Origin of the sequence: Enterobacter sp. WCHEn090032 (genome assembly GCF_003986875.1) — a bacterium.
GTDB lineage: Bacteria > Pseudomonadota > Gammaproteobacteria > Enterobacterales > Enterobacteriaceae > Enterobacter > Enterobacter sichuanensis.
This window is the reverse complement of sequence record NZ_RXRN01000027.1, coordinates 36,696-56,334: the sequence shown is the minus strand read 5'-3', so window position 1 is coordinate 56,334 and position 19,639 is coordinate 36,696. Positions and strand designations below refer to the sequence as shown.

The window sequence follows — 19,639 nt, the reverse complement described above, 5'->3', positions numbered from 1 at the left end:
CCAAAGGGGAGAGGGGCTCGAACGGTTCCCTCTCCCCTTTGGGGAGAGGGGTAGGGTGAGGGGCGTTCACTTCGCCAACATCCTCTCATTCTTCGCCCGTAACTTCTTCGCCCGACTCTCCAGCACCAGATAACAGACCGTTGCCAGCGCCAGCGGCAGGAAGTAATAGAGCATGCGGTAGGCGAGCAGGGCCGCAATGATGATGCCCTGAGAGACATGTTCTCCGGCCAGCAGAGCGATGAAGACCGCCTCCAGCACGCCGATCCCCGCCGGAATATGCACGATCACCCCGGCAATACTGCTCACCAGCAGCACGCCCAGCACGAAGAAGTAATTCACGTCTTCACCCATCAACAGCCAGATAATCGCCCCCATCGCCATCCAGTTAGCGCTGGACACGGCCATCTGCAGCACCGCGAACTTCCACGAGGGCAATACCAGTTTTTGCCCTTTGATCGTCATATGACGGCGTTTCGCAAACGCGCAGGCCCAGAGATAAACGGCGATAATTAACAGCAGCACGATACCCAGTATGCGCAGGGTGGTTTCGTCGATATACCAGTGCGCGGGCAGCTGTACCACGCCGACAGTAAATATCACCCCGCCAAGCAGAATATAGCCCAGCCAGTTGGTGGTGATGCTCAGGGAAAAAATGCGCGTAATCGTCCCGCCTGGCAGCCCCAGGCGCGAGTACAGGCGATAGCGCATGCCAATCCCCCCGACCCAGGTGCTCAGCGTCAGGTTAAAGGCGTAGCAGATAAACGACACCAGCATGACCTGACGTTTGGCCAGCTTGTGGCCGCAGTAAGCCCGACCCAGCAGGTCATAGCAGCCATACATCAGATAGCTCACGATAACCAGCCCAAGCGCCCCCAGCAGCACCATCCGGTTATAGTTGCGGATAACTTTCCACACCTCTTCCCAGTCAACTTTCTGCGCGTAGACCACCAGCAGAACCGCGACGGCGATGAAAAACAGCCAGGTCAGGATCTTTTTTGCCAGCCGCCAGCGCGGATGTGATTTCGACATCAGGGTTTGCCTCCGTCTTCCGCTTCAATACGGTCCTGGGTTTCCATTTCCGGTTGTACCGGCGGGTCCACCTGCGCCAGTTTCGGCGTATGCGCCGGCAGCCAGCCGACCATCGCCGGGAAATGGCGCAGGAAGTGGAACACCACCACGCTGATGCCCAGGTTCCACCAGGTGCGTTTGGGGACCATGGATTCATCCACCCGCACGCAGTCGTTGACGATCAGTGCCTGCAGGTTATCCCGCAGGGTCTGGTTAAACTGGCGATCGTGAATGATCAGGTTGGCTTCCAGATTGAGCGACAGGCTAAGGGGGTCAAGGTTACTGGAACCGACGGTTGCCCAGTGGTCGTCCATCAGCGCGACTTTGCCGTGCAGCGGCCGACGGCGATATTCGTAGATCTGAACGCCGCCTTTCACCAGATAGTTATACAGCAGCCGCGCTCCGACTTTGACGATGGGCATATCCGGCTCGCCCTGCACAATCAGCTTCACCCGCACCCCGCGTCGGGCCGCATTGCGCATGGCATGCAGCAGGCGATAGCCCGGGAAAAAGTAGGCGTTGGCGATGATCACTTCGCGCTTCGCGTTGGCCAGCATCTTAAGATAGTGACGTTCAATATCGTCCCGGTGCTCACCGTTATCCCGCCAGACGAAAAGCGCCTGCGCTTCGCCGGGTTTGCGGTTCTCTTCCGGGCGATGATGGCGTCGCCACCAGCGGCGAACGGCCTCTTTCCCCGGCAGGTTTTCCAGCTCAAACAGTAAAATGTCCTGTACCACCGGGCCTTCAATGCGGATTGCGTAGTCCTGCTTCGCTTCCGGGCCATAGTCGGACATATGTTCCGCGGAGTAGTTAATGCCGCCAACAAACGCTACCGTCTCATCCACCACTACAATTTTGCGGTGCATCCGGCGGAAAAGGTTGGTCCGCATGCCGAACAGGCGAGGGCCGGGATCGTAGTAGCGGAACACCACGCCCGCGGCGGTCAGCTCATTAACGAACGCGTCGCTGAGGTCCGGCGAGCCATAGCCATCCAGCAGCACCTCGATTTTGACGCCGCGCCGGGCGGCGCGCAGCAGCACGCTGTGCAACTGCTTGCCAACGTTATCTTCGAACCAGATAAAGGTTTCGAGGATCACCTTCTGCTGAGCGTTATCAATGGCCTTAAACACGGCCGGGTAATACTCGTCTCCGTTGACCAGCAGCGTGATCCGGTTGCCTTCCTGCCAGGAACATTTCATAAGTGGATCTCCGCGCTGAGCGGGGCATGGTCGGAAAGATGCCGCCAGTTGAGGAGCGCCAGCGCGGTAGGGCTGCTGGCGTGGGCATTTTTCACGTAAATGCGATCAAGGCGCAGCAGCGGAAACCGTACCGGAAACGTGCGCGCAGGCCTGCCGTTCGCCCGGGTGAAAATCTCCTCCAGCCCGGCATCCACTTTCAACGGATGGTTTGCCCGCTGTCGCCAGTCGTTGAAATCGCCTGCCACGACAACAGGTTCACCGTCAGGCAGCGCGTTGGCCCATTCGGCCAGCATTTTCAGCTGCGCCTGACGATGGGCTTCGCGAAGTCCCAGATGAACGCAGCCGACATGGATCGGCAGATCAAGATTGGGCGGCGTAATGCGACAGTAAAGCAGCCCGCGTTTTTCACTCTCCCCGACGGAAACGTCGCGGTTTTCGTAATGTTCTATGGGATAACGCGACAGCACCGCGTTGCCGTGATGCCCTTCAGGATAGACCGCATTGCGGCCATAAGCGTAATCACTCCACATGGTGTCGGCCAGAAATTCGTAGTGCGGTGTGTCGGGCCAGTTTTCAAAGTGGAGCGGATGCACTTCGTGGGCGCCCATCACTTCCTGCAGGCAGACAATATCCGCGCTGACGGTGCGCACCGCGTCGCGCAGCTCCGGTAAAATGAAGCGGCGGTTAAATGCTGTGAAGCCTTTATGAATGTTTATCGTCAGCACTTTAAGCGAGAAATGCTGCATTTTTTTCGTCATAAGCTCCTTCCTGAGTGACTATCCCGATGAAAATAAAGTGTAGTCGTCGTCACAAAAAGATGCGGCGTTACGGAATTTTCCGTAAAGTGCGGTAGTCTGATTAAGCAGAGAAAAATCCTTCAGGAGAGAAGCCATGAAGTGGCAACAACGTGTTCGTGTCGCAACTGGCCTGAGTTGCTGGCAGATAATGTTGCATTTACTGGTCGTGGCCGTACTGGTGATGGGCTGGATGAGCGGCACGCTGGTGCGTGTTGGCCTGGGACTATGCGTCCTTTATGGCGTCACCGTACTGTCGATGCTGTTTTTACAGCGCCACCATGAAGCGCGCTGGCGCGAGGTGGGTGACGTGCTCGAAGAGCTCACCACCACCTGGTATTTTGGTGCGGCGATGATTGTGCTTTGGCTATTGTCTCGCGTGCTGCAAAACAACCTGCTGCTGGCCCTGGCCGGTCTGGCTATTCTTGCCGGGCCTGCGGTGGTCTCGTTGCTGACCAAAGAGAAAAAGCTACGCGATGTTGCGTCTAAACATCGCGTACGCCACTGAGCCCGTCGTGGCCGCGATGACCAGTAGCGGCCACAAACTTCCCCAGACAATATCCAGACTCGCATCCTTCAGATAAATTTGCTTGGTGATATCCGTAAAGTGACGAATCGGGTTTATCCACGTCAGATCCTGTAGCCACACCGGCATATTCTCAACGGGCGAGACATACCCCGAGAGCAGGATCGCGGGCATCATAAAGACGAACACCCCGATAAACGCCTGCTGCTGCGTCGAACAGAGCGCGGAAATCAGCAGTCCAAACCCCACCAGCGACAGCCCGTAAATCACCATGGTGAAGTAAAACAGCGCCAGCGAGCCGGCGAACGGGATCTGGTAGGCCCAGATACCCACCCCCAGCACGATGGTGACCTGGAACGTGGCGACAATCAGCGCCGGCACCGCTTTGCCGACAAAGATTTGCCAGGTGGCGAGCGGGGAAACCAGCAGCTGATCCAGCGTGCCCTGTTCGCGCTCGCGGGCGACGGAGAGAGAGGTCACAATCATCACCCCGATGGTGGTGATCATGGCGATCAGCGACGGCACCACAAACCATTTGTAGTCCAGGTTCGGGTTGTACCAGTTACGCACCACCAGTTCACTGTTGTTGGGTTTCGGTTTTCCCGCCATGAGCTCCTGCTGGTAATCCTTCACTATCTGCTGCAGATAGTTGGCCGCGATCTGGGCGCTGTTGGAGTTACGCCCGTCGAGGATCAGCTGAATCGGCGCGGTCTGGAAGGTGTCCAGGTTGCGGGAAAAATCCGCCGGGAAACGCACCAGCAGCAGCGCTTTTTGGGTGTCGATAGTGGGCTTAATCTCCTGCGGGCTTTTCAGCAGCAGGACATGGGTAAAGGCTTTCGCACGGGCAAAGCGCTGGGTCAGCTCGACGGCATGTTTGCCGTTGTCTTCGTTGTAGATGGCGATGGTGGCGTTGGTCACCTCAAGGGTGGCGGCAAACGGAAACAGTAAAACCTGGATCAGCACCGGCAACACCAGAATGGCGCGGGTTTGCGGCTCGCGCAGCAGGGATTGCAGCTCTTTGCGTATTAACGTCCATAAACGGTGAAACATGTTCGCTCCTTAATCCAGTCGCCGTTTGGTTTTCATCCACGTCAAACCAATAAACATCACCGCCGACGCCATTAAAAACAGCGTGTTGATAATCAGTACCACCGGAATATTCCCCGCCAGGAACAGGCTTTGCAGGGTGCTCACAAAGTAGCGCGCCGGAATAATATAGGTCACGGCGCGGATCACGGCAGGCATGCTGTCAATCTGGAAGATAAACCCGGACAGCATAATCGACGGTAAAAAGGCGGCGTTGAGGGCCACCTGCGCGGCGTTAAACTGGTTGCGGGTAATGGTGGAGATGAGCAGCCCCATGCCCAGCGTGCTGAGTAAAAACAGGCTGGTGATAAAGAACAGTACCACCAGCGAGCCGCGATACGGGACGCCGAGGATAAAGACGGACACCAGCATGCAGAGCAGCATCGCCAGCATGCCGAGAAAGTAGTAGGGAATAAGCTTGCACAGCAGCAGCTCGACGCGCGTCACTTCGGTTGAAAGCAGCGCCTCCATGGTGCCGCGCTCCCACTCGCGGGCGATCACCAGCGAGGTCAGTATCGCGCCGATCACCGTCATGATAATGGTCACCGCGCCCGGAATAATAAAGTGCTGGCTGATGGCGGCAGGGTTAAACCAGTAGCGCGTCTCGACGTCGATCAGCGGTTCAAACGTCTCGCCACGATCCTCGGCGCGCTGCATTTGCCACAGCTGCCAGATACCTTCCACATAGCCCTGAACGAAGTTCGCGGTATTCGGCTCGCTGCCGTCGGTAATGACCTGGATCGGCGCATCGCTATTCGCACGCGCCATGTTGGCGGCAAAATCCACAGGAATAACGATCAGACCGCGAATTTTCCCGGCCTGCATTTTCTGGATTAATTCCTGCCGGTTATCGCTGATGGTGGCATCAATGTAGGGCGAGCCGGTCATGGTGTGGGTGAAGTCCAGCGCCTCTTCGCTCTGCTGTTCCAGCAATATCCCAACCCGCAGCTTGCTGGAGTCCAGATTAATGCCGTAGCCAAAGATAAACAGCAGCAGCAGGGGGATCACCACCGCAATCAGCCAGCTACTCGGGTCACGCACGATCTGCCGCGTCTCTTTAATACACAGCGCGCGCACCCTGCGCCAGGAAATGGCATTACCGCGCATGGGCATTCTCCTTATCCCAGTCGTGGATGAGGGTGATAAACGCCTGCTCCATGGTCGGGTCCGGAACCTCATCGTCGGCGGCCTGCGCTTTCAGGTCGTCGGGGGTGCCGTGGGCAATCAGCTTGCCGCGATACACCAGCCCAATGCGGTCGCAATACTCCGCCTCGTCCATAAAGTGGGTGGTGACCATGACGGTCACCCCTTTTTCCACCATGCTGTTGATATGCAGCCAGAACTCGCGGCGGGTGAGGGGATCAACGCCGGAGGTTGGCTCATCCAGAAACAGAATATCGGGCTCGTGCATCAGCGAACAGGCCAGCGCCAGCCGCTGCTTAAAGCCGAGCGGCAGTTCGTCGGTGGCGTGGGAGGCGATGCTGGTTAACCCGAAGGCCTCGCTCATGCGGCGAATTTTCTCATTCTGCGCCCGCCCACGCAGGCCATACACCCCGGAGAAAAAGCGCAGGTTTTGCTCTACGGTCAGGTTGCCATACAGGGAGAACTTCTGCGCCATATAGCCCAGGTGCTGGCGCGCTTTGCCGGAGCTGACCTTGAGATCCATATCCAGCACCAGCGCTTTACCAGACGTCGGGACCAGCAGACCACACATCATCTTAAAGGTGGTGGACTTCCCCGCGCCGTTCGGCCCGAGCAGGCCAAAAATTTCCCCGCGCTTCACCGCGAAGTTGACGTTGTCGGTGGCGGCGAAATCACCAAACTTTTTGGTCAGGGATTTGGCTTCAATCACCGTTTCCCCGGGTGTCCCTTCCACCGTGTGCAGGATTGCGCCGAGGGGGGACTCCGATGTGCCAGCCCCGCCCAGCAGGTCGATAAACGCATCTTCAAAACGCGGCGCGGTTTCTTCCATCTCGAGCTCAGGCATGCCCTGCGCACGGCGAATATCGTCAACGGTGGCCTCTTTTTTGAGGATCACCCGCACCGAGCGGCCCTGAATCATCCCGTCGCTGATCTGCGGCAGTTTCAGTACCCGCTGCAGCAGCTTGCGGTTGGATTCCTGCGGACTGTGCAGCAGGAAACTGCGCCCGGCCATGCTCTGCGTCAGCGTCGTCGGCTCGCCCTGGTAGAGCAGTTCGCCTTCGTTCATCAGCAGCACGTCCCGGCACTGTTCGGCTTCGTCGAGGTAGGAGGTACTCCAGAGGATCAGCATCCCGTCGCCTGCCAGCTCGTGCACCATCTGCCACAGCTCGCGGCGCGAAATCGGGTCAACGCCCACGCCGGGCTCATCCAGCAGCAATACTTTCGGCTCGCCCACCAGCGTGCAGGCCAGGCCCAGTTTCTGCTTCATCCCGCCGGAGAGCTTGCCCGCCAGGCGGTCCGTGAACGGACCGAGGGAGGTAAACGCCAGCAGGCGGGCGAAGGTTTTCTGCCGCGTTTCGCCGGTAACGCTGCGCAGATCGGCATACAGGTTCAGGTTTTCCATCACCGTCAGATCTTCATACAGGCCAAACTTCTGCGGCATATAGCCAAGCATGGCGTGCAGCGCACCGTCGTCCTTAATCGGGTCAAGACCCAGTACGCTGGCCGAGCCTTCATCCGGCTTCAGCAGGCCGGCCAGCATCCGCATCAGGGTGGTTTTGCCTGCGCCGTCCGGGCCCACCAGCCCGGTGACATAGCCTTTCTGGATGGTGCAGTTCAGCGGGGCAACCGCGGGTTTATCCATTCCCTTAAAGCGTTTAACCAGATTGTTGAGCTGAATAACCGCGTCATTCATGTCGTTCCCCGTTGTTCACTTTTACGGTAACAGGCATGCCCTGACGCAGCGCGTCGTCCGCATCGGTTACGATGATGCGCAGGCGATAGACCAGGTCGGTGCGCAGGTCTGGGGTTTCAACGGTTTTCGGTGTGAATTCGGCGGTAGGGGAGACAAAGCCCACTTTGCCGTGATACGGCTTGTCCGGGCGGCCATCCGTATAGAGCAGCAGCTCGCGGCCCGGCTGCATCTGGCCGAGATTCGGCTCGTCGATGTAAGCGCGTACCCAGACCGGGCGGGTCAGGGAGAGGGTTAAGACGGTGCTGCCCGCGCTGAGCATACTGCCCGGCTCCACGGCGCGGGTCATCAGCGTGCCGTCTGACGGTGCCACCAGCGTGGTATCGTGCAGATCCAGTTCCGCCTGGGCCAGCTGCGCCTGCGCCTGTTCCAGACTGGCTTTGGCCTGAGCAATGTCCTGCGGACGGTTACCGGTGCGGTACTGGCTCAGCTTGTCCTGGGCGGATTTCAGTGTCGCCTGGGCCTGATCGCGTGATGACCGGGCATTTTCCAGATCGTTAGCGGAAATCGTACGGCTTTTCCATAGCCCCTGCTGGCGGGCATAGAAATTCTGCGCGTAGTCATAGGCCGCCTGCGCCTGTTTGACGGCCGCCGCGGCCTGGGCAATCTCTTCATCGCGGTAGCCGGCCAGCATCAGATCATACTGCGCCTGGGCAACGGACACGCCGGCTTTGGCCTGCAGCAGCGCATTTTCAAAAGGCGCTTTGTCGAGCATACCCAGCGTCTGGCCCGCCTTAATGGCATCGCCTTCGTCAACGTTCAGCGAGGCGAGACGTCCGCCGACCCGGAAACTCATATTCACCGTGCGAATATCAACATTACCGTACAGCGTCAGGCCCCGGTCCTGATGGCTCTGATACCACAGCCAGCCACCGACTCCCGCAGCAAGCAAAACAACAACCACCAGAAGGATGGCGACAGGTTTTTTCATGACTTCAGGCTCCTTTGCGTTAAGCCTTGCAGGATCAGATCGAGATGACAGGCGATGACCTGGCTAATCTGCGCGGCTTTATCCTCATCAAATTGTGTCCAGCCGGTGCGTAACAGGATGGTCTCCCGGCCCAGACGGAAGGCCAGGATTTCACCCAGCAGGGCGTGGGTATGCAAAATTGTTCCGGTATCGTCGGCATCCCGTCCGGTATAGGCGGCAATGAGCCGGGTCAGGTGGGTATGCATCGGGGCAATCACCCGATCGTGTACCCGCTGGTAGGCGGCAGTGGGGGAGAGCTGCTCGCGGGAGATAAACTTGCTGAGATTGAGCGTATCGTCGTGCGTCAGCAGGCGGATCATGTTGTGACAGGCATTAAGAATCAGCTGGCGGATGGCCTCGCGATCGGGCGCAGGCTGGCTGAGCAGCGCGGTGGCTTCCTCGACGTGCGGGTGAAATTGCGTGCCGATAAAATCGGCGATCCAGTCGGCGCAGGCGAGGTATAAATCCTCTTTTGAGCCAAAATAGTAGGGAATGGCAGCGATGTTCTGCCCGGCCAGCGCCGCGATATCCCGGGTAGTCGCGTGCAGCCCGTACTCTCCAAACTGCGCCAGCGCGGCGGCAATAAGCTGATTTTTGGCCTGTTCACCTTTTGATGTCGTCGGGGTTGTATTCATGGCAGCATTAAAAATTAATCAATCGATTGATTAAGACTATGCCTGATTCCCGTTCTCGTCGAGGGAACTGAGGGATATTTTATGCGCCACGTCACAAAAGCTGCTACACTCCGCCCCTTCGCGACATTGTGGTTTTTGTCCTCCTAATTGTTATATCTCCCTGAAAACTACACCTGTGATGGTCGGGGCGGTTCGGAGTTTTTATGTCTTTTGATTCCCTTGGCCTGAACCCGGAAATTCTGCGCGCGATCGCAGAGCAGGGCTACGTTGAGCCAACCCCAATCCAGCAGCAGGCGATCCCCGCCGTCCTGCAGGGCCGCGACCTGATGGCCAGCGCCCAGACCGGGACCGGTAAAACCGCGGGCTTTACCCTGCCGCTGTTAGAGCTGCTGGTAAAAAATCAGCCGCACGCCAAGGGCCGTCGTCCGGTCCGCGCGCTGATCCTCACCCCAACCCGTGAGCTGGCCGCCCAGATTGGTGAGAACGTGCGTGACTATAGCCGCTATCTCAACATTCGCTCGCTGGTCGTTTTCGGTGGTGTCAGCATTAACCCGCAGATGATGAAGCTGCGCGGCGGTGTGGACGTGCTGGTGGCCACGCCGGGCCGTCTGCTGGACCTGGAACACCAGAACGCGGTGAAGCTGGATAACGTTGAAATTCTGGTGCTGGACGAAGCCGACCGCATGCTCGACATGGGCTTTATTCACGACATTCGCCGCGTGCTGGCTAAACTGCCGCCGCGTCGTCAGAACCTGCTCTTCTCCGCGACCTTCTCCGACGAGATCAAGGCGCTGGCGGAAAAACTGCTGCATAACCCGCTGGAAGTGGAAGTGGCGCGCCGCAACACCGCCTCCGAACAGGTGACGCAGCACGTTCACTTTGTGGATAAAAAGCGTAAGCGGGAACTGCTCTCGCAGATGATCGGCCAGGGCAACTGGCAGCAGGTGCTGGTCTTTACCCGCACCAAACACGGCGCGAACCATCTGGCGGAACAGCTGAACAAAGATGGCATTCGCAGTGCGGCGATCCACGGTAACAAGAGCCAGGGCGCGCGTACCCGTGCGCTGGCGGACTTCAAGTCTGGCGATATCCGCGTGCTGGTGGCGACCGACATCGCCGCCCGTGGCCTCGACATTGAAGAACTGCCGCACGTGGTGAACTACGAGCTGCCAAACGTGCCGGAAGACTACGTGCACCGTATTGGCCGTACCGGCCGCGCGGCGGCAACCGGTGAAGCGCTCTCACTGGTGTGCGTGGATGAGCACAAGCTGCTGCGCGATATCGAACGCCTGCTGAAGAAAGAGATCCCGCGTATCGAAACCCCGGGCTATGAAGTGGACCCGTCCATTAAAGCGGAGCCGATTCAGAATGGTCGTCAGGGTGGTCGTGGTCAGGGCGGCGGCGGTCGTGGCCAGCAGCCACGTCGTGGTGAAGGCGGTGCGCCGAAGTCATCGGGCAAACCTCCGCGTCGTAACAACGAGGCCAAACCCGCCGGTGAAAATCCGTGGCGCAGTGGTGAAGGCAAGTCTGCAGGGGAAGGGCAGCGCCGACGCCGCCCGCGCAAACCTGCTAACCCGCAGTAATCTGGAAGCCCGGTTGTAAAGCCGGGCTTTTCTTTTGCGGCAGCCATCAGAAAGTGCCACAATAGTGGCTGTTTATACAGTATTTCAGGTTTAAAATGGCGTTAACCGCGGCGCTCAAAGCGCAGATTGGTGCCTGGTACAAGGCGCTACAGCAGCAGATCCCCGATTTTATCCCCCGAGCGCCGCAGCGGCAGATGATTGCTGATGTGGCAAAAACGCTCGCCGGGGACGACGGGCGACATCTGGCGATTGAAGCCCCGACCGGCGTCGGTAAGACCTTGTCGTATCTCATTCCCGGCATCGCGATTGCCCGTGAAGAGGACAAAACGCTGGTGGTCAGCACCGCCAACGTGGCGCTGCAGGATCAGATCTTCAGCAAGGACCTGCCGCTGCTGCGCAAAATTATCCCCGACCTGCGTTTCACCGCGGCGTTTGGGCGCGGGCGCTACGTGTGCCCGCGCAACCTGGCCGCGCTCGCCAGCAGTGAACCCGGTCAGCAAGATTTGCTGGCGTTTCTCGATGACGAGCTAACCCCGAACAACAAGGTTGAGCAGGAGCAGTGTGCAAAACTGAAAGCCGACCTCGACGGCTATAAGTGGGACGGCCTGCGCGATCACACCAGCCAGCCCATTAGCGACGACTTATGGCGCAGGCTCAGCACCGATAAAGCGAGCTGCCTCAACCGCAACTGCCACTACTACCGGGAGTGCCCGTTCTTTGTCGCTCGCCGCGAGATTCAGGAAGCGGAAGTGGTGGTCGCCAACCATGCGCTGGTGATGGCCGCGCTGGAGAGCGAAGCCGTATTGCCGGAGCCGAAAAACCTGCTGCTGGTGCTCGATGAAGGCCACCATTTGCCGGACGTGGCGCGGGACGCGCTGGAGATGAGCGCCGAAATCACCGCTCCCTGGTTCCGTCTGCAGCTCGATCTCTTCTGCAAGCTGGTGGCAACCTGCATGGAGCAGTTCCGCCCGAAAACCACGCCCCCGCTGGCGGTGCCCGAGCGGCTGAGCGACCATTGCGAAGAGGTCTACGGCCTGATTGCCTCGCTCAACAACATTTTGAATCTTTATCTTCCGGCAGCCCAGGAGGCCGAGCACCGCTTCGCCATGGGAGAGCTGCCGGAAGAAGTGATGGAGATTTGCCAGCAGCTGGCGAAGCATCTGGAAAAGCTGCGCGGTCTGGCAGAGTTGTTCTTAAACGATCTCAGCGAGAAAACGGGCACCCACGACGTCGTGCGCCTGCACCGCATTCTGCTGCAGATGAACCGCGCGCTGGGGATGTTCGAAGCGCAGAGCAAGCTCTGGCGGCTGGCCTCGATGGCGCAGGCCTCCGGCGCGCCGGTTACCAAATGGGCCACCCGCGAAGTGCGCGACGGGCAGGTGCATCTCTTTTTCCACTGCGTGGGCATCCGCGTGGCCGACCAGCTGGAAAAGCTGATCTGGCGCAGCGTGCCGCACGTGGTGGTCACCTCTGCGACTCTGCGCTCCCTTAACAGTTTCTCGCGTCTGCAGGAGATGAGCGGCCTGAAAGAAAAAGCGGGCGACCGCTTTGTGGCGCTGGACTCGCCATTTAACCACTGCGAACAGGGCAAGCTGGTTATTCCCCGCATGAAATACGAGCCGCTGATTGACAACGAAGAGCAGCACATCGCGGAGATGGCGGCCTACTTCCGTGAGCAGGTCGAGAGCAAAAAATACCCCGGGATGCTGGTGCTGTTTGCCAGTGGGCGCGCCATGCAACGGTTCCTTGAGCACGTCATCGACCTGCGTTTACTCCTGCTGGTACAGGGCGACCAGCCGCGCTACCGGCTGGTGGAAACGCACCGCAAGCGCATCGATGGCGGTGAGCGCAGCGTGCTGGTGGGGCTGCAGTCGTTCGCTGAAGGTCTGGATCTAAAAGGGGATTACCTGACGCAGGTGCATATCCATAAAATCGCCTTCCCGCCGATCGACAGCCCGGTGGTGATCACCGAAGGGGAGTGGCTCAAGAGCCTGAACCGCTATCCGTTTGAGGTGCAAAGCTTACCGGCAGCGTCGTTTAACCTGATTCAGCAGGTGGGACGCCTCATCCGAAGTCACGGCTGCTGGGGGGAGGTCGTTATCTATGACAAACGTCTGCTCACCAAAAACTACGGCCAGCGGCTGCTGAATGCCTTACCGGTGTTCCCGATAGAACAGCCGGAGGTACCGGAAATAAAAGAACGCCCGGCAAAACAGACTGCCGGGCGTCGGAAAAGCATCCGTGCTAAGGGGCGCGGTCCTACTGGTAAGTAAAAGTGGCCTGAACAACGCTACTGAAGGTGCCAGCCGTTACCGGCATCGACGTTGCGTAATAGCGTGCGGCCATCGGAAAATCAGCAGTATGGGTTGAGCCATTTATCATCGTGTTGAAACTGGCTTGTGGGGCGAGGGTGATAAAATCTATCCGGTCTGCCAGTTCAAGGGCGAGGCCACCTGCTGTTCCCGTGTTGGCGTACTTGTTGGGGTGCTTTGCGTCAGGCTGGCCATTGACCGTGATGGTCGCGACCATCAGGCTGGCAGGACAATTTGTCAGGAGAAGGTCAAAATTTTTCCATCTTCCGGTATCACCGACGGATTTGAAATCGCTGGAAAGTGTCTGACCCATATCGACCACCATGTTCTGGCTGCTGCTGTCCACCTGGCAGGTGGTATCGTAAATATTCCCTGCAATATTGACGGTGACGTCGGTTGCGGCCACCGGGAGAGTCGCCAGTAAAAGACAGTACAAAAGCGGTTTCATCGGTTCATCCTTATTGATACTCAAGATCGATGGTGGCAACGGTATTGGCTGTTCCGGCCGTTACGGTGGCATTGGTCTGGTAATACTGAACGGAAAAGGGGATGACGTCGGGCACGTTGGGCTCGGTACTTCCGCCCACCGGAATAGGGTAGTTGTAGCGAAGATCGACGCCGTCAAGCAGCATTCTCACGCCGATACCCGTGGCGCTACCGCTGCCAGGCGTCAGGTTCAGGACATCAGGATACTGGCTGTTATAGCCATTCGCGCTGGTGACCGACGCGGTAAGATTGACCGTTTCAGTACAGGTTGCGGTGATATTGAATGATTTCCATGCCGTATAACTGCCCACATGGGTAAATTGTGAGACCGGGAAGTCCCCTAACGTGACCGTCAGATTGAGCGGGTCAATGGAGCAGGTGGCCGTTCTCTCCGAAATCGTGGTGGAATAGTGGCTGGTATTGCGGGCGCCAGAAATACCGACAGAGTTATATACCCCGAATCCAAACGGATCCTGCGCACTGGAAACCGTCCCCGCGCCAATGTGTGAGGCGGTTTTAATTAACCGTTCGGTATAGGTGAAAGAGAATGTTTGCCCGCTGTCGCTGCTGACACTGCCTACCGGTGTAGCGCTTGAGTCACAGGTATACCCCGTTCCGCGAACGACCTGCCCGCTGCTGTTCAGGAGCTCAATGCCGATGCCGTCAATATTGGTGGCATAAACGCCTGGCATGCCCGGCACTTCAGCTCCCGTCCCGTAATAACAGGCAATAAGGGTATGATTTGCAAGCGTTCCGGTGCAGCTGCCGCTGACGGTGTGCGTCTTTGCGGATCCCGGAATGACGCTGCCCGTGTCGAGGGTTGTTGGAACGGACAGCGTGCCGACATTAATGTTATAGGGCAGATCGGCACTGTCGCAGGTTGTCGCCGCATGGGCATGCGGCATGAGACATACGCTGGTGAGGAGCACCAGCAGCGCAAAGGCATATTTAAACATGTTCATTTTTCCCCGGAAAAGTCATACGCATTGCGCCGTGATGTTAAGAACCGCACTGTCGTCTTTCGCCGGCAGGTGATACGCCGCGGTACAGTGGCTGTCGGCGGTTTTTCCCCAGCTGACCTTCACCGTGCCTTGCTCATGCATACCGGTCAGGTAGACCTGACCGCCGTCACCGACAATAAATTCACCGTCCTGATGGGCCTGCGAGGCCGTTGCCCCAAACGGAATCGGCCGACCATCCGCGCGTGTTAAGGTCATCAACACCCGGCTGCCGACGTGGGTTTCATAATGCGCGCGCACAATCGCGCCGCGCGTTGGCGTCACTGTTTTCGCGGCCTGGTCAATATCCGCATTGCCCGGCAGGGTCTCGGTATTCAGCGCGAGGGTGTTATGTCGATATGGCGTGACGTACGGCACAATGGCGTAGCCGCGGAAATCAGTATTCACGCCTGTCTGGTTGGTGATGTTCGTGTCGTCTGCGCCCGGCGCTTCCACCAGCGCTGCGGTCTCACCCATTGGTTGACCGAGGGTGATGCCGTGAGCATGGGCAATCACACTGCCCTGAAGACCGATGTTGAGCTGTTGCTGCTGGTTGTCCTGCGAATAGCCAGCGCTCACTTCACCATAGGTGCCTTTGTAATCGCCATTCAGGCTGGTGCTGTCGCCGCTGCTCTGGCTGTGGCCCTGCTGCACGCCCCAGCTGAGATTATTGCCCGCCAGCGCGGTGCCGTTCAGGCCTACGCTTTGGGTTGTGTCGTGTCTTGTGCTGTTCAGGTTGTAGTTCACCCAGGTGTTGCTGAGCCAGCGATCGAGGGGAACAGAGACGTTGAACGCGAGGGTCTGTTCGCTGGTTTTCTCATTATTATCGTCACTGCCGTCACGCGTGTTTTTATCCAGCCCGTAACTCAGACCGTAGCTGATCCCGTGCCAGGCGTTGTTATAGCCGAGGCTCAGGGAGGTCATCCCCTGGCTTGCGTTCCAGTAGTTCTCTTTCACCAGGCTTAACGTCAGCGAACCAAACGTGCCGCCGAGCGACTGGTCGACAGTGGCCTCTTCACGGCTGCGCCGGGTATCCGGGGTTTCCCAGTCATCATTGCGGGTATGGGAATCCAGGGTGTCCTGCAGGGTGTAGAACCCCTTGCTGTTATAGCGATAGCCGGCAATGGAAAAATGGGTGCCAGTGGTGGCGAAATCTTTGCTGTAGCGGATGCGCCAGGAGCGACCGTGGGTGGCATCCTGGTCCTGCATCTCCGATCTGGCGTCGGTGACATCCACTGAAAACGCGCCGAGCTCGCCGATGTTCTTCCCGAACCCCAGCGCCAGCGCATCGAAGTACTGGCTGGCCTGCACGCCGCTGTAGGCCGTAAAGCCATAAGGCAAACCGTAGATTGCGGTCCCCTGGATGAACGGCGTTTTCTCGACGTCGCTGTCATAGCTGCGATAGCGCCCCGCGGTAAGGCTGTATTTAAAGTGGCCTTCACGCTGCAATACCGGCACCGACGCGTAGGGCACGACAAAATGTTGTTCGCTGCCGTCCGTCTCTTTCACGGTGACGTTCAAATCTCCACTCCCGCCGGTGGAGTAGAGGTCGTTAATCTCAAACGCGCCAGGAGCGACATAGTTCTGGTAAATGACGTAACCGTTCTGGCGGACAATCACCTGAGCGTTACTGTGCGCGGTACCGCGGATCACCGGCGCAAACCCTTTCATGCTGTCCGGCAGCATATCGTCGTCCGAAGCGATCTGCGCCCCGGTGAAAGAGATGCTGTCAAACACGTCCGCAGGGGAAGAGCTTTGCCCGAATTTGACGTTACCGCCAAGCGGCACGATATCGCGCTGGGCATAGGTATAGACGGAGGAAAACGCACTCTCCTCGTCTCCGTCACTGCTGGTTTTGCTCCAGGTGGAGTAGTTCCGTAAACGCCACGCCCCGAGGTTAAGACCCGGACGCAGGTTAAGAAATTCACTGTGCTGATCGGTACTGTTTTCACCTTTGCCGCGGTTGTTCCCGGCGCTGAAGCTGTAATTCAGCAGCAGGGCGTTAATTCCCTCGTCGTATTCCTGCGGGTCGACGTAATCACGCGGGACCTGGGTAATCGCGGTCTGCGGAATGCTTAACAGCAATTGCTGGGGATTAACATGAAACGTTGCGCTGGCGGAGGGGATGAGGCTCAGATCAATACATTGGGCCTTATCGTCCTGCACGTATTTATCAATATTAATGCCGAAGCTTTTAACTGAGCCGCGCTCAGGCACGGCTGCAGCGTTGATTTTCCGCTGGCGTCTTTTTTTAGCGTGAATTCAATCTCTTTGGCTGCAACTTTATTGTTGTTAACGAACACGTCGACGTGGTATTTACCCGGCGCCTGGCCTGGGCCAATCTCAAAGATACTCAGGTCAGTCTTTCCCTGGCCCGGGTTGTCAATATCCAGCAGCGCCGGGTTGAAATAATCATCGGCCAGAACTTTTTGCACACAAACACCCAACAGGGTACAACCCAATGCAATCAGCATTGAGCGCCCGTGTTGTTTGGGTGGTTCGGTGGAATATTCCCAGCTCATAATGATGTTTAGCGAATCCAGCGGTTATTTAATTTGCGCAGAATATGACTGGCTAATACCGCCGTAGTCATTGATGATTTTCCAGCTCACGGTATGTGCAGTTATATTTCCCGGGGTGGTGAAAACCGTTTCACTTTTCGGTGCGGCATAGGTGGCTTTGTCAACTTTTTTACCGTTGAGTTTTATTTCCTGGAAATTCATATAAAACGGCGTGGGGTTTTCGATAATCAGCTGATTTCCCCGCGTGTGCCAGGATAATTGCGTGGTCATATCTTCCGGATTACCGGTAATACTCGCCGGGCGATACAGCAATTTAATTCGGGTTTTAATCGCGATCTGCAGCGTGTTGATGTTTGCATTGCGCTCGGAAGAGGGAATGGATTTAATATTCAACCAGAACAGCGATTCGCGATCGGCGGGTAAATTCCCCCCGGTTCTGATAATACGCAGCACGTTTTCCTGCTTTCCGTCAAGGCGGAACAGGGGCGGCGTGATCAGGAACGGGGCTTTCTCGCGTGCGTTATCTTCCGTTTCCACCCATGACTGGACAAGGTAGTCGAGGTTGTCCGGGTTGGTGATTCCAATGGAAGACTCTTTTTTATTTTCTGGATAGACCACGCGCGTACCGCCGATAGTAATACCGGCATGGGCGACAGAGACAATAAATAAAAAGGAGGAGGCCAGAAGATATTTTCGCATAGTGAAACCGTCATCAAGAAATAACAGATATTAGCCACTGGGGTAGCTAATATCTGTTTTATTAGTTGTAAACGATGGTGAAGGTGGATGCAGCATTCGCCACGCCGGCGGAAACGGTTCCTCCGGTCTGGATATAGCGTGCACCAAACTCCAGATCGTTCGTTGTAGTACCTGACGTGAGGGTATACGCAGCGGAAGACGTATATAAACTCAGTGGGGTTTGCGTTTTATCCAGCAACTGGACACCCACTCCTGACGCGGTACCGGTTCCTGACGTCACAGCAAGGATATCCTTATTGTTACCATCAGGTGTCCCGCCGAATGTTACCGAGGCGCTGGTAACAGTATCGGGACAATTTTTAAGTTGAATACTAAAGCGGGTAGTCGACGTCGTCGAACCACTTCCGGTAAATGCCGATTTCGCAACCTTACCTAATGATACGGTAAGTGGATTGCTTAATCCGTTTACAACCGTACATGCCGAGTCAATAACTTCACCGGTGAAATTAATTTGACCCTCACCACTGGATGCAAAAGCAGAAACGGAAGCACATGCCATCCCGGCAGCGATCCCCGCAATAATTAATTTTTTCATTTAAATCCTCTGAATGAAAATAGGGCATTTCGGGTATTAATCATCACGTGGCTGATTAATTCGGCAGGAACTATCGCTGAGAACTATTTTTCGTTCAATTTAACTTCAGACCATTTTTACCCTCTAAGCGCCTTCGGCGGGGCGGGGAGAGGAAAATGATTACCCGCCAGGCATTTATCAGGGCTATAGTATCTGCAAAGAGCCGCAAGGAGAGATGTCGTGGATTATCGTAAAATTATCAAAGAGGTAGGGCGAGGAAAAAACCATGCCCGCGACCTGGATCAGGAAACGGCCCGTGCCCTGTACACCCATATGCTCAACGGCGATGTTCCCGATCTGGAGATGGGCGGTATCCTGATTGCGCTCCGTATTAAAGGCGAAGGGGAAGCGGAGATGCGCGGCTTCTATGAAGCGATGCAGGCGCAAACGCTGCGTTTAACCCCCCCGGTGGCAAAACCGATGCCGATTGTCATCCCCACCTATAACGGCGCGCGCAAGCAGGCGAATCTCACCCCTCTGCTGGCGATTCTGCTGCACAAGCTGGGCTTTCCGGTGGTGGTCCATGGCGTCAGCGAAGATCCCACGCGCGTGCTGACGGAGACCATCTTTGGCATGTTAGGTATTGAACCGACGCTGCACGCTGGCCAGGCGCAGGCGAAGCTGGACGGCCATCAGCCAGTCTATATTCCGGTGAAGGCACTCTGCCCGCCGCTGGAAAAGCAGCTGGATATGCGCTGGCGCATGGGCGTGCGCAACTGCGCCCACACGCTGGCGAAACTCGCCACCCCCTTTGGCGAAGCGGATGCCCTGCGCCTCTCCAGCGTGTCGCATCCGGAGTACGTGACGCGTGTAGGCACATTTTTTGAAGAGATTGGCGGAAGGGCATTGCTGATGCACGGTACAGAAGGGGAGGTTTACGCCAATCCGCAGCGCTGTCCGCAGCTGGTCTTAATCGATCCCGCAGGCACGCGGCCCGTACTGGAACGTCAGGAAGAGAATGTCGGCGTGATAGTGCCCGAGGCAAAGGATCCGCATACCACCGCCCACTGGATTGAGCAGTGTCTGGCCGGAAATGTGCCTGTTCCGCATTCGATCAAACTCCAGATGGCCTGCTGCCTGCTGGCGACCGAAGAGGTGGAGTCAGTCGAGGCCGGGCTTAAACGCGTGGCGCAGGCGTTTTAGACAAAAAAAAAGCCCGTCCAGTGGCGGACGGGCAAGCAAGGGTAACAAACAACAGGGTCAATGAGGGTTGGAGCAGCTCACCAGAGGGTAT

Annotated in this window: 17 protein-coding genes and 1 pseudogene; 4 read left to right on the top strand and 14 right to left on the bottom strand. The window is 57.3% G+C overall.

All coding sequences use genetic code 11. The annotated features are described in order from the left end of the window. Positions 1-66: 66 nt before the first annotated feature. The 3 genes from EKN83_RS19040 to EKN83_RS19030 are packed head-to-tail and all read right to left on the bottom strand — an operon-like array spanning position 67 to position 3,025. On the bottom strand, positions 67-1,029 hold the full coding sequence (locus EKN83_RS19040; protein ID WP_126801479.1) for a YbhN family protein: 963 nt from the start codon (positions 1,027-1,029) through the stop codon (positions 67-69). Continuing rightward, on the bottom strand, positions 1,029-2,267 hold the full coding sequence (gene clsB / locus EKN83_RS19035) for a cardiolipin synthase ClsB (RefSeq protein ID WP_025757251.1): 1,239 nt from the start codon (positions 2,265-2,267) through the stop codon (positions 1,029-1,031). The genes EKN83_RS19040 and clsB overlap by 1 nt, the downstream gene beginning before the upstream one ends. Further along, positions 2,264-3,025 (bottom strand): endonuclease/exonuclease/phosphatase family protein, encoded by a 762-nt coding sequence (locus EKN83_RS19030; protein ID WP_025757252.1) that lies wholly within the window; start codon positions 3,023-3,025, stop codon positions 2,264-2,266. Before EKN83_RS19030 ends, clsB begins: the two co-directional genes overlap by 4 nt. Before the next feature lie 133 nt (positions 3,026-3,158). On the opposite strand from EKN83_RS19030, the gene EKN83_RS19025 reads away from it, so the two are divergent. After that, entirely contained in the window at positions 3,159-3,569 is a 411-nt protein-coding gene (locus EKN83_RS19025) for a YbhQ family protein (protein ID WP_023334980.1), read from the top strand. Here the strand turns inward: EKN83_RS19025 and EKN83_RS19020 are convergent. Genes EKN83_RS19020 through cecR form a run of 5 tightly spaced genes read right to left on the bottom strand, consistent with a single transcriptional unit; the run spans position 3,531 to position 9,171 of the window. Continuing rightward, positions 3,531-4,637 carry an ABC transporter permease gene (locus EKN83_RS19020; protein WP_126801478.1) on the bottom strand — a complete coding sequence of 369 codons (1,107 nt, stop codon included), beginning with the start codon at positions 4,635-4,637 and terminating at the stop codon, positions 3,531-3,533. The two genes, EKN83_RS19025 and EKN83_RS19020, sit on opposite strands and share 39 nt — an antisense overlap. A 9-nt stretch (positions 4,638-4,646) precedes the next feature. Next, positions 4,647-5,780, bottom strand: coding sequence for an ABC transporter permease (locus tag EKN83_RS19015; RefSeq protein WP_126801477.1), 1,134 nt, complete (start codon positions 5,778-5,780; stop codon positions 4,647-4,649). Next, complete coding sequence (locus EKN83_RS19010; protein ID WP_126801476.1) at positions 5,770-7,509, bottom strand: ATP-binding cassette domain-containing protein; 1,740 nt, start codon at positions 7,507-7,509, stop codon at positions 5,770-5,772. Before EKN83_RS19010 ends, EKN83_RS19015 begins: the two co-directional genes overlap by 11 nt. After that, positions 7,502-8,497 (bottom strand): secretion protein HlyD, encoded by a 996-nt coding sequence (hlyD, locus tag EKN83_RS19005; protein WP_025757256.1) that lies wholly within the window; start codon positions 8,495-8,497, stop codon positions 7,502-7,504. The genes EKN83_RS19010 and hlyD overlap by 8 nt, the downstream gene beginning before the upstream one ends. Beyond that, a complete protein-coding gene (gene cecR, locus EKN83_RS19000) occupies positions 8,494-9,171 on the bottom strand; it encodes a transcriptional regulator CecR (RefSeq protein ID WP_025757257.1) in 678 nt (225 codons plus the stop codon). Before cecR ends, hlyD begins: the two co-directional genes overlap by 4 nt. Before the next feature lie 203 nt (positions 9,172-9,374). Here cecR and rhlE point away from each other — a divergent pair, with 203 nt between their 5' ends. Together rhlE and dinG are read left to right on the top strand one after the other, a co-directional pair. Then, the gene (rhlE, locus tag EKN83_RS18995; RefSeq protein ID WP_126801475.1) at positions 9,375-10,754 is read left to right on the top strand and encodes an ATP-dependent RNA helicase RhlE; all 1,380 of its coding nucleotides are present in this window, start codon (positions 9,375-9,377) and stop codon (positions 10,752-10,754) included. Between the two features lie 95 nt (positions 10,755-10,849). Beyond that, entirely contained in the window at positions 10,850-13,027 is a 2,178-nt protein-coding gene (gene dinG / locus EKN83_RS18990) for an ATP-dependent DNA helicase DinG (RefSeq protein ID WP_126801474.1), read from the top strand. On the opposite strand, the gene EKN83_RS18985 is transcribed toward dinG, so the two are convergent. The 6 genes and pseudogenes from EKN83_RS18985 to EKN83_RS18965 all read right to left on the bottom strand — a co-directional run bounded on the left by EKN83_RS18985 (position 13,014) and on the right by EKN83_RS18965 (position 18,366). Further along, on the bottom strand, positions 13,014-13,514 hold the full coding sequence (locus EKN83_RS18985; protein WP_126801473.1) for a fimbrial protein: 501 nt from the start codon (positions 13,512-13,514) through the stop codon (positions 13,014-13,016). The two genes, dinG and EKN83_RS18985, sit on opposite strands and share 14 nt — an antisense overlap. 10 nt (positions 13,515-13,524) lie before the next feature. After that, a complete protein-coding gene (locus tag EKN83_RS18980; protein ID WP_260591305.1) occupies positions 13,525-14,514 on the bottom strand; it encodes a fimbrial protein in 990 nt (329 codons plus the stop codon). A gap of 15 nt (positions 14,515-14,529) precedes the next feature. Beyond that, positions 14,530-14,769: a FimD/PapC C-terminal domain-containing protein gene (locus tag EKN83_RS23590; RefSeq protein WP_260591307.1), complete on the bottom strand. Its 240-nt coding sequence runs from the start codon at positions 14,767-14,769 to the stop codon at positions 14,530-14,532. 90 nt (positions 14,770-14,859) lie between these two features. Continuing rightward, positions 14,860-17,024: pseudogene (locus tag EKN83_RS18975) on the bottom strand (fimbria/pilus outer membrane usher protein); the annotation flags it as partial. 72 nt (positions 17,025-17,096) lie between these two features. Beyond that, positions 17,097-17,771 (bottom strand): molecular chaperone, encoded by a 675-nt coding sequence (locus EKN83_RS18970; RefSeq protein ID WP_126801472.1) that lies wholly within the window; start codon positions 17,769-17,771, stop codon positions 17,097-17,099. Positions 17,772-17,832: 61 nt separating this feature from the next. Next, complete coding sequence (locus EKN83_RS18965) at positions 17,833-18,366, bottom strand: fimbrial protein (RefSeq protein ID WP_025757263.1); 534 nt, start codon at positions 18,364-18,366, stop codon at positions 17,833-17,835. A gap of 219 nt (positions 18,367-18,585) precedes the next feature. On the opposite strand from EKN83_RS18965, the gene ybiB reads away from it, so the two are divergent. Further along, entirely contained in the window at positions 18,586-19,548 is a 963-nt protein-coding gene (gene ybiB, locus EKN83_RS18960; protein WP_126801471.1) for a DNA-binding protein YbiB, read from the top strand. Positions 19,549-19,639 lie beyond the last annotated feature (91 nt).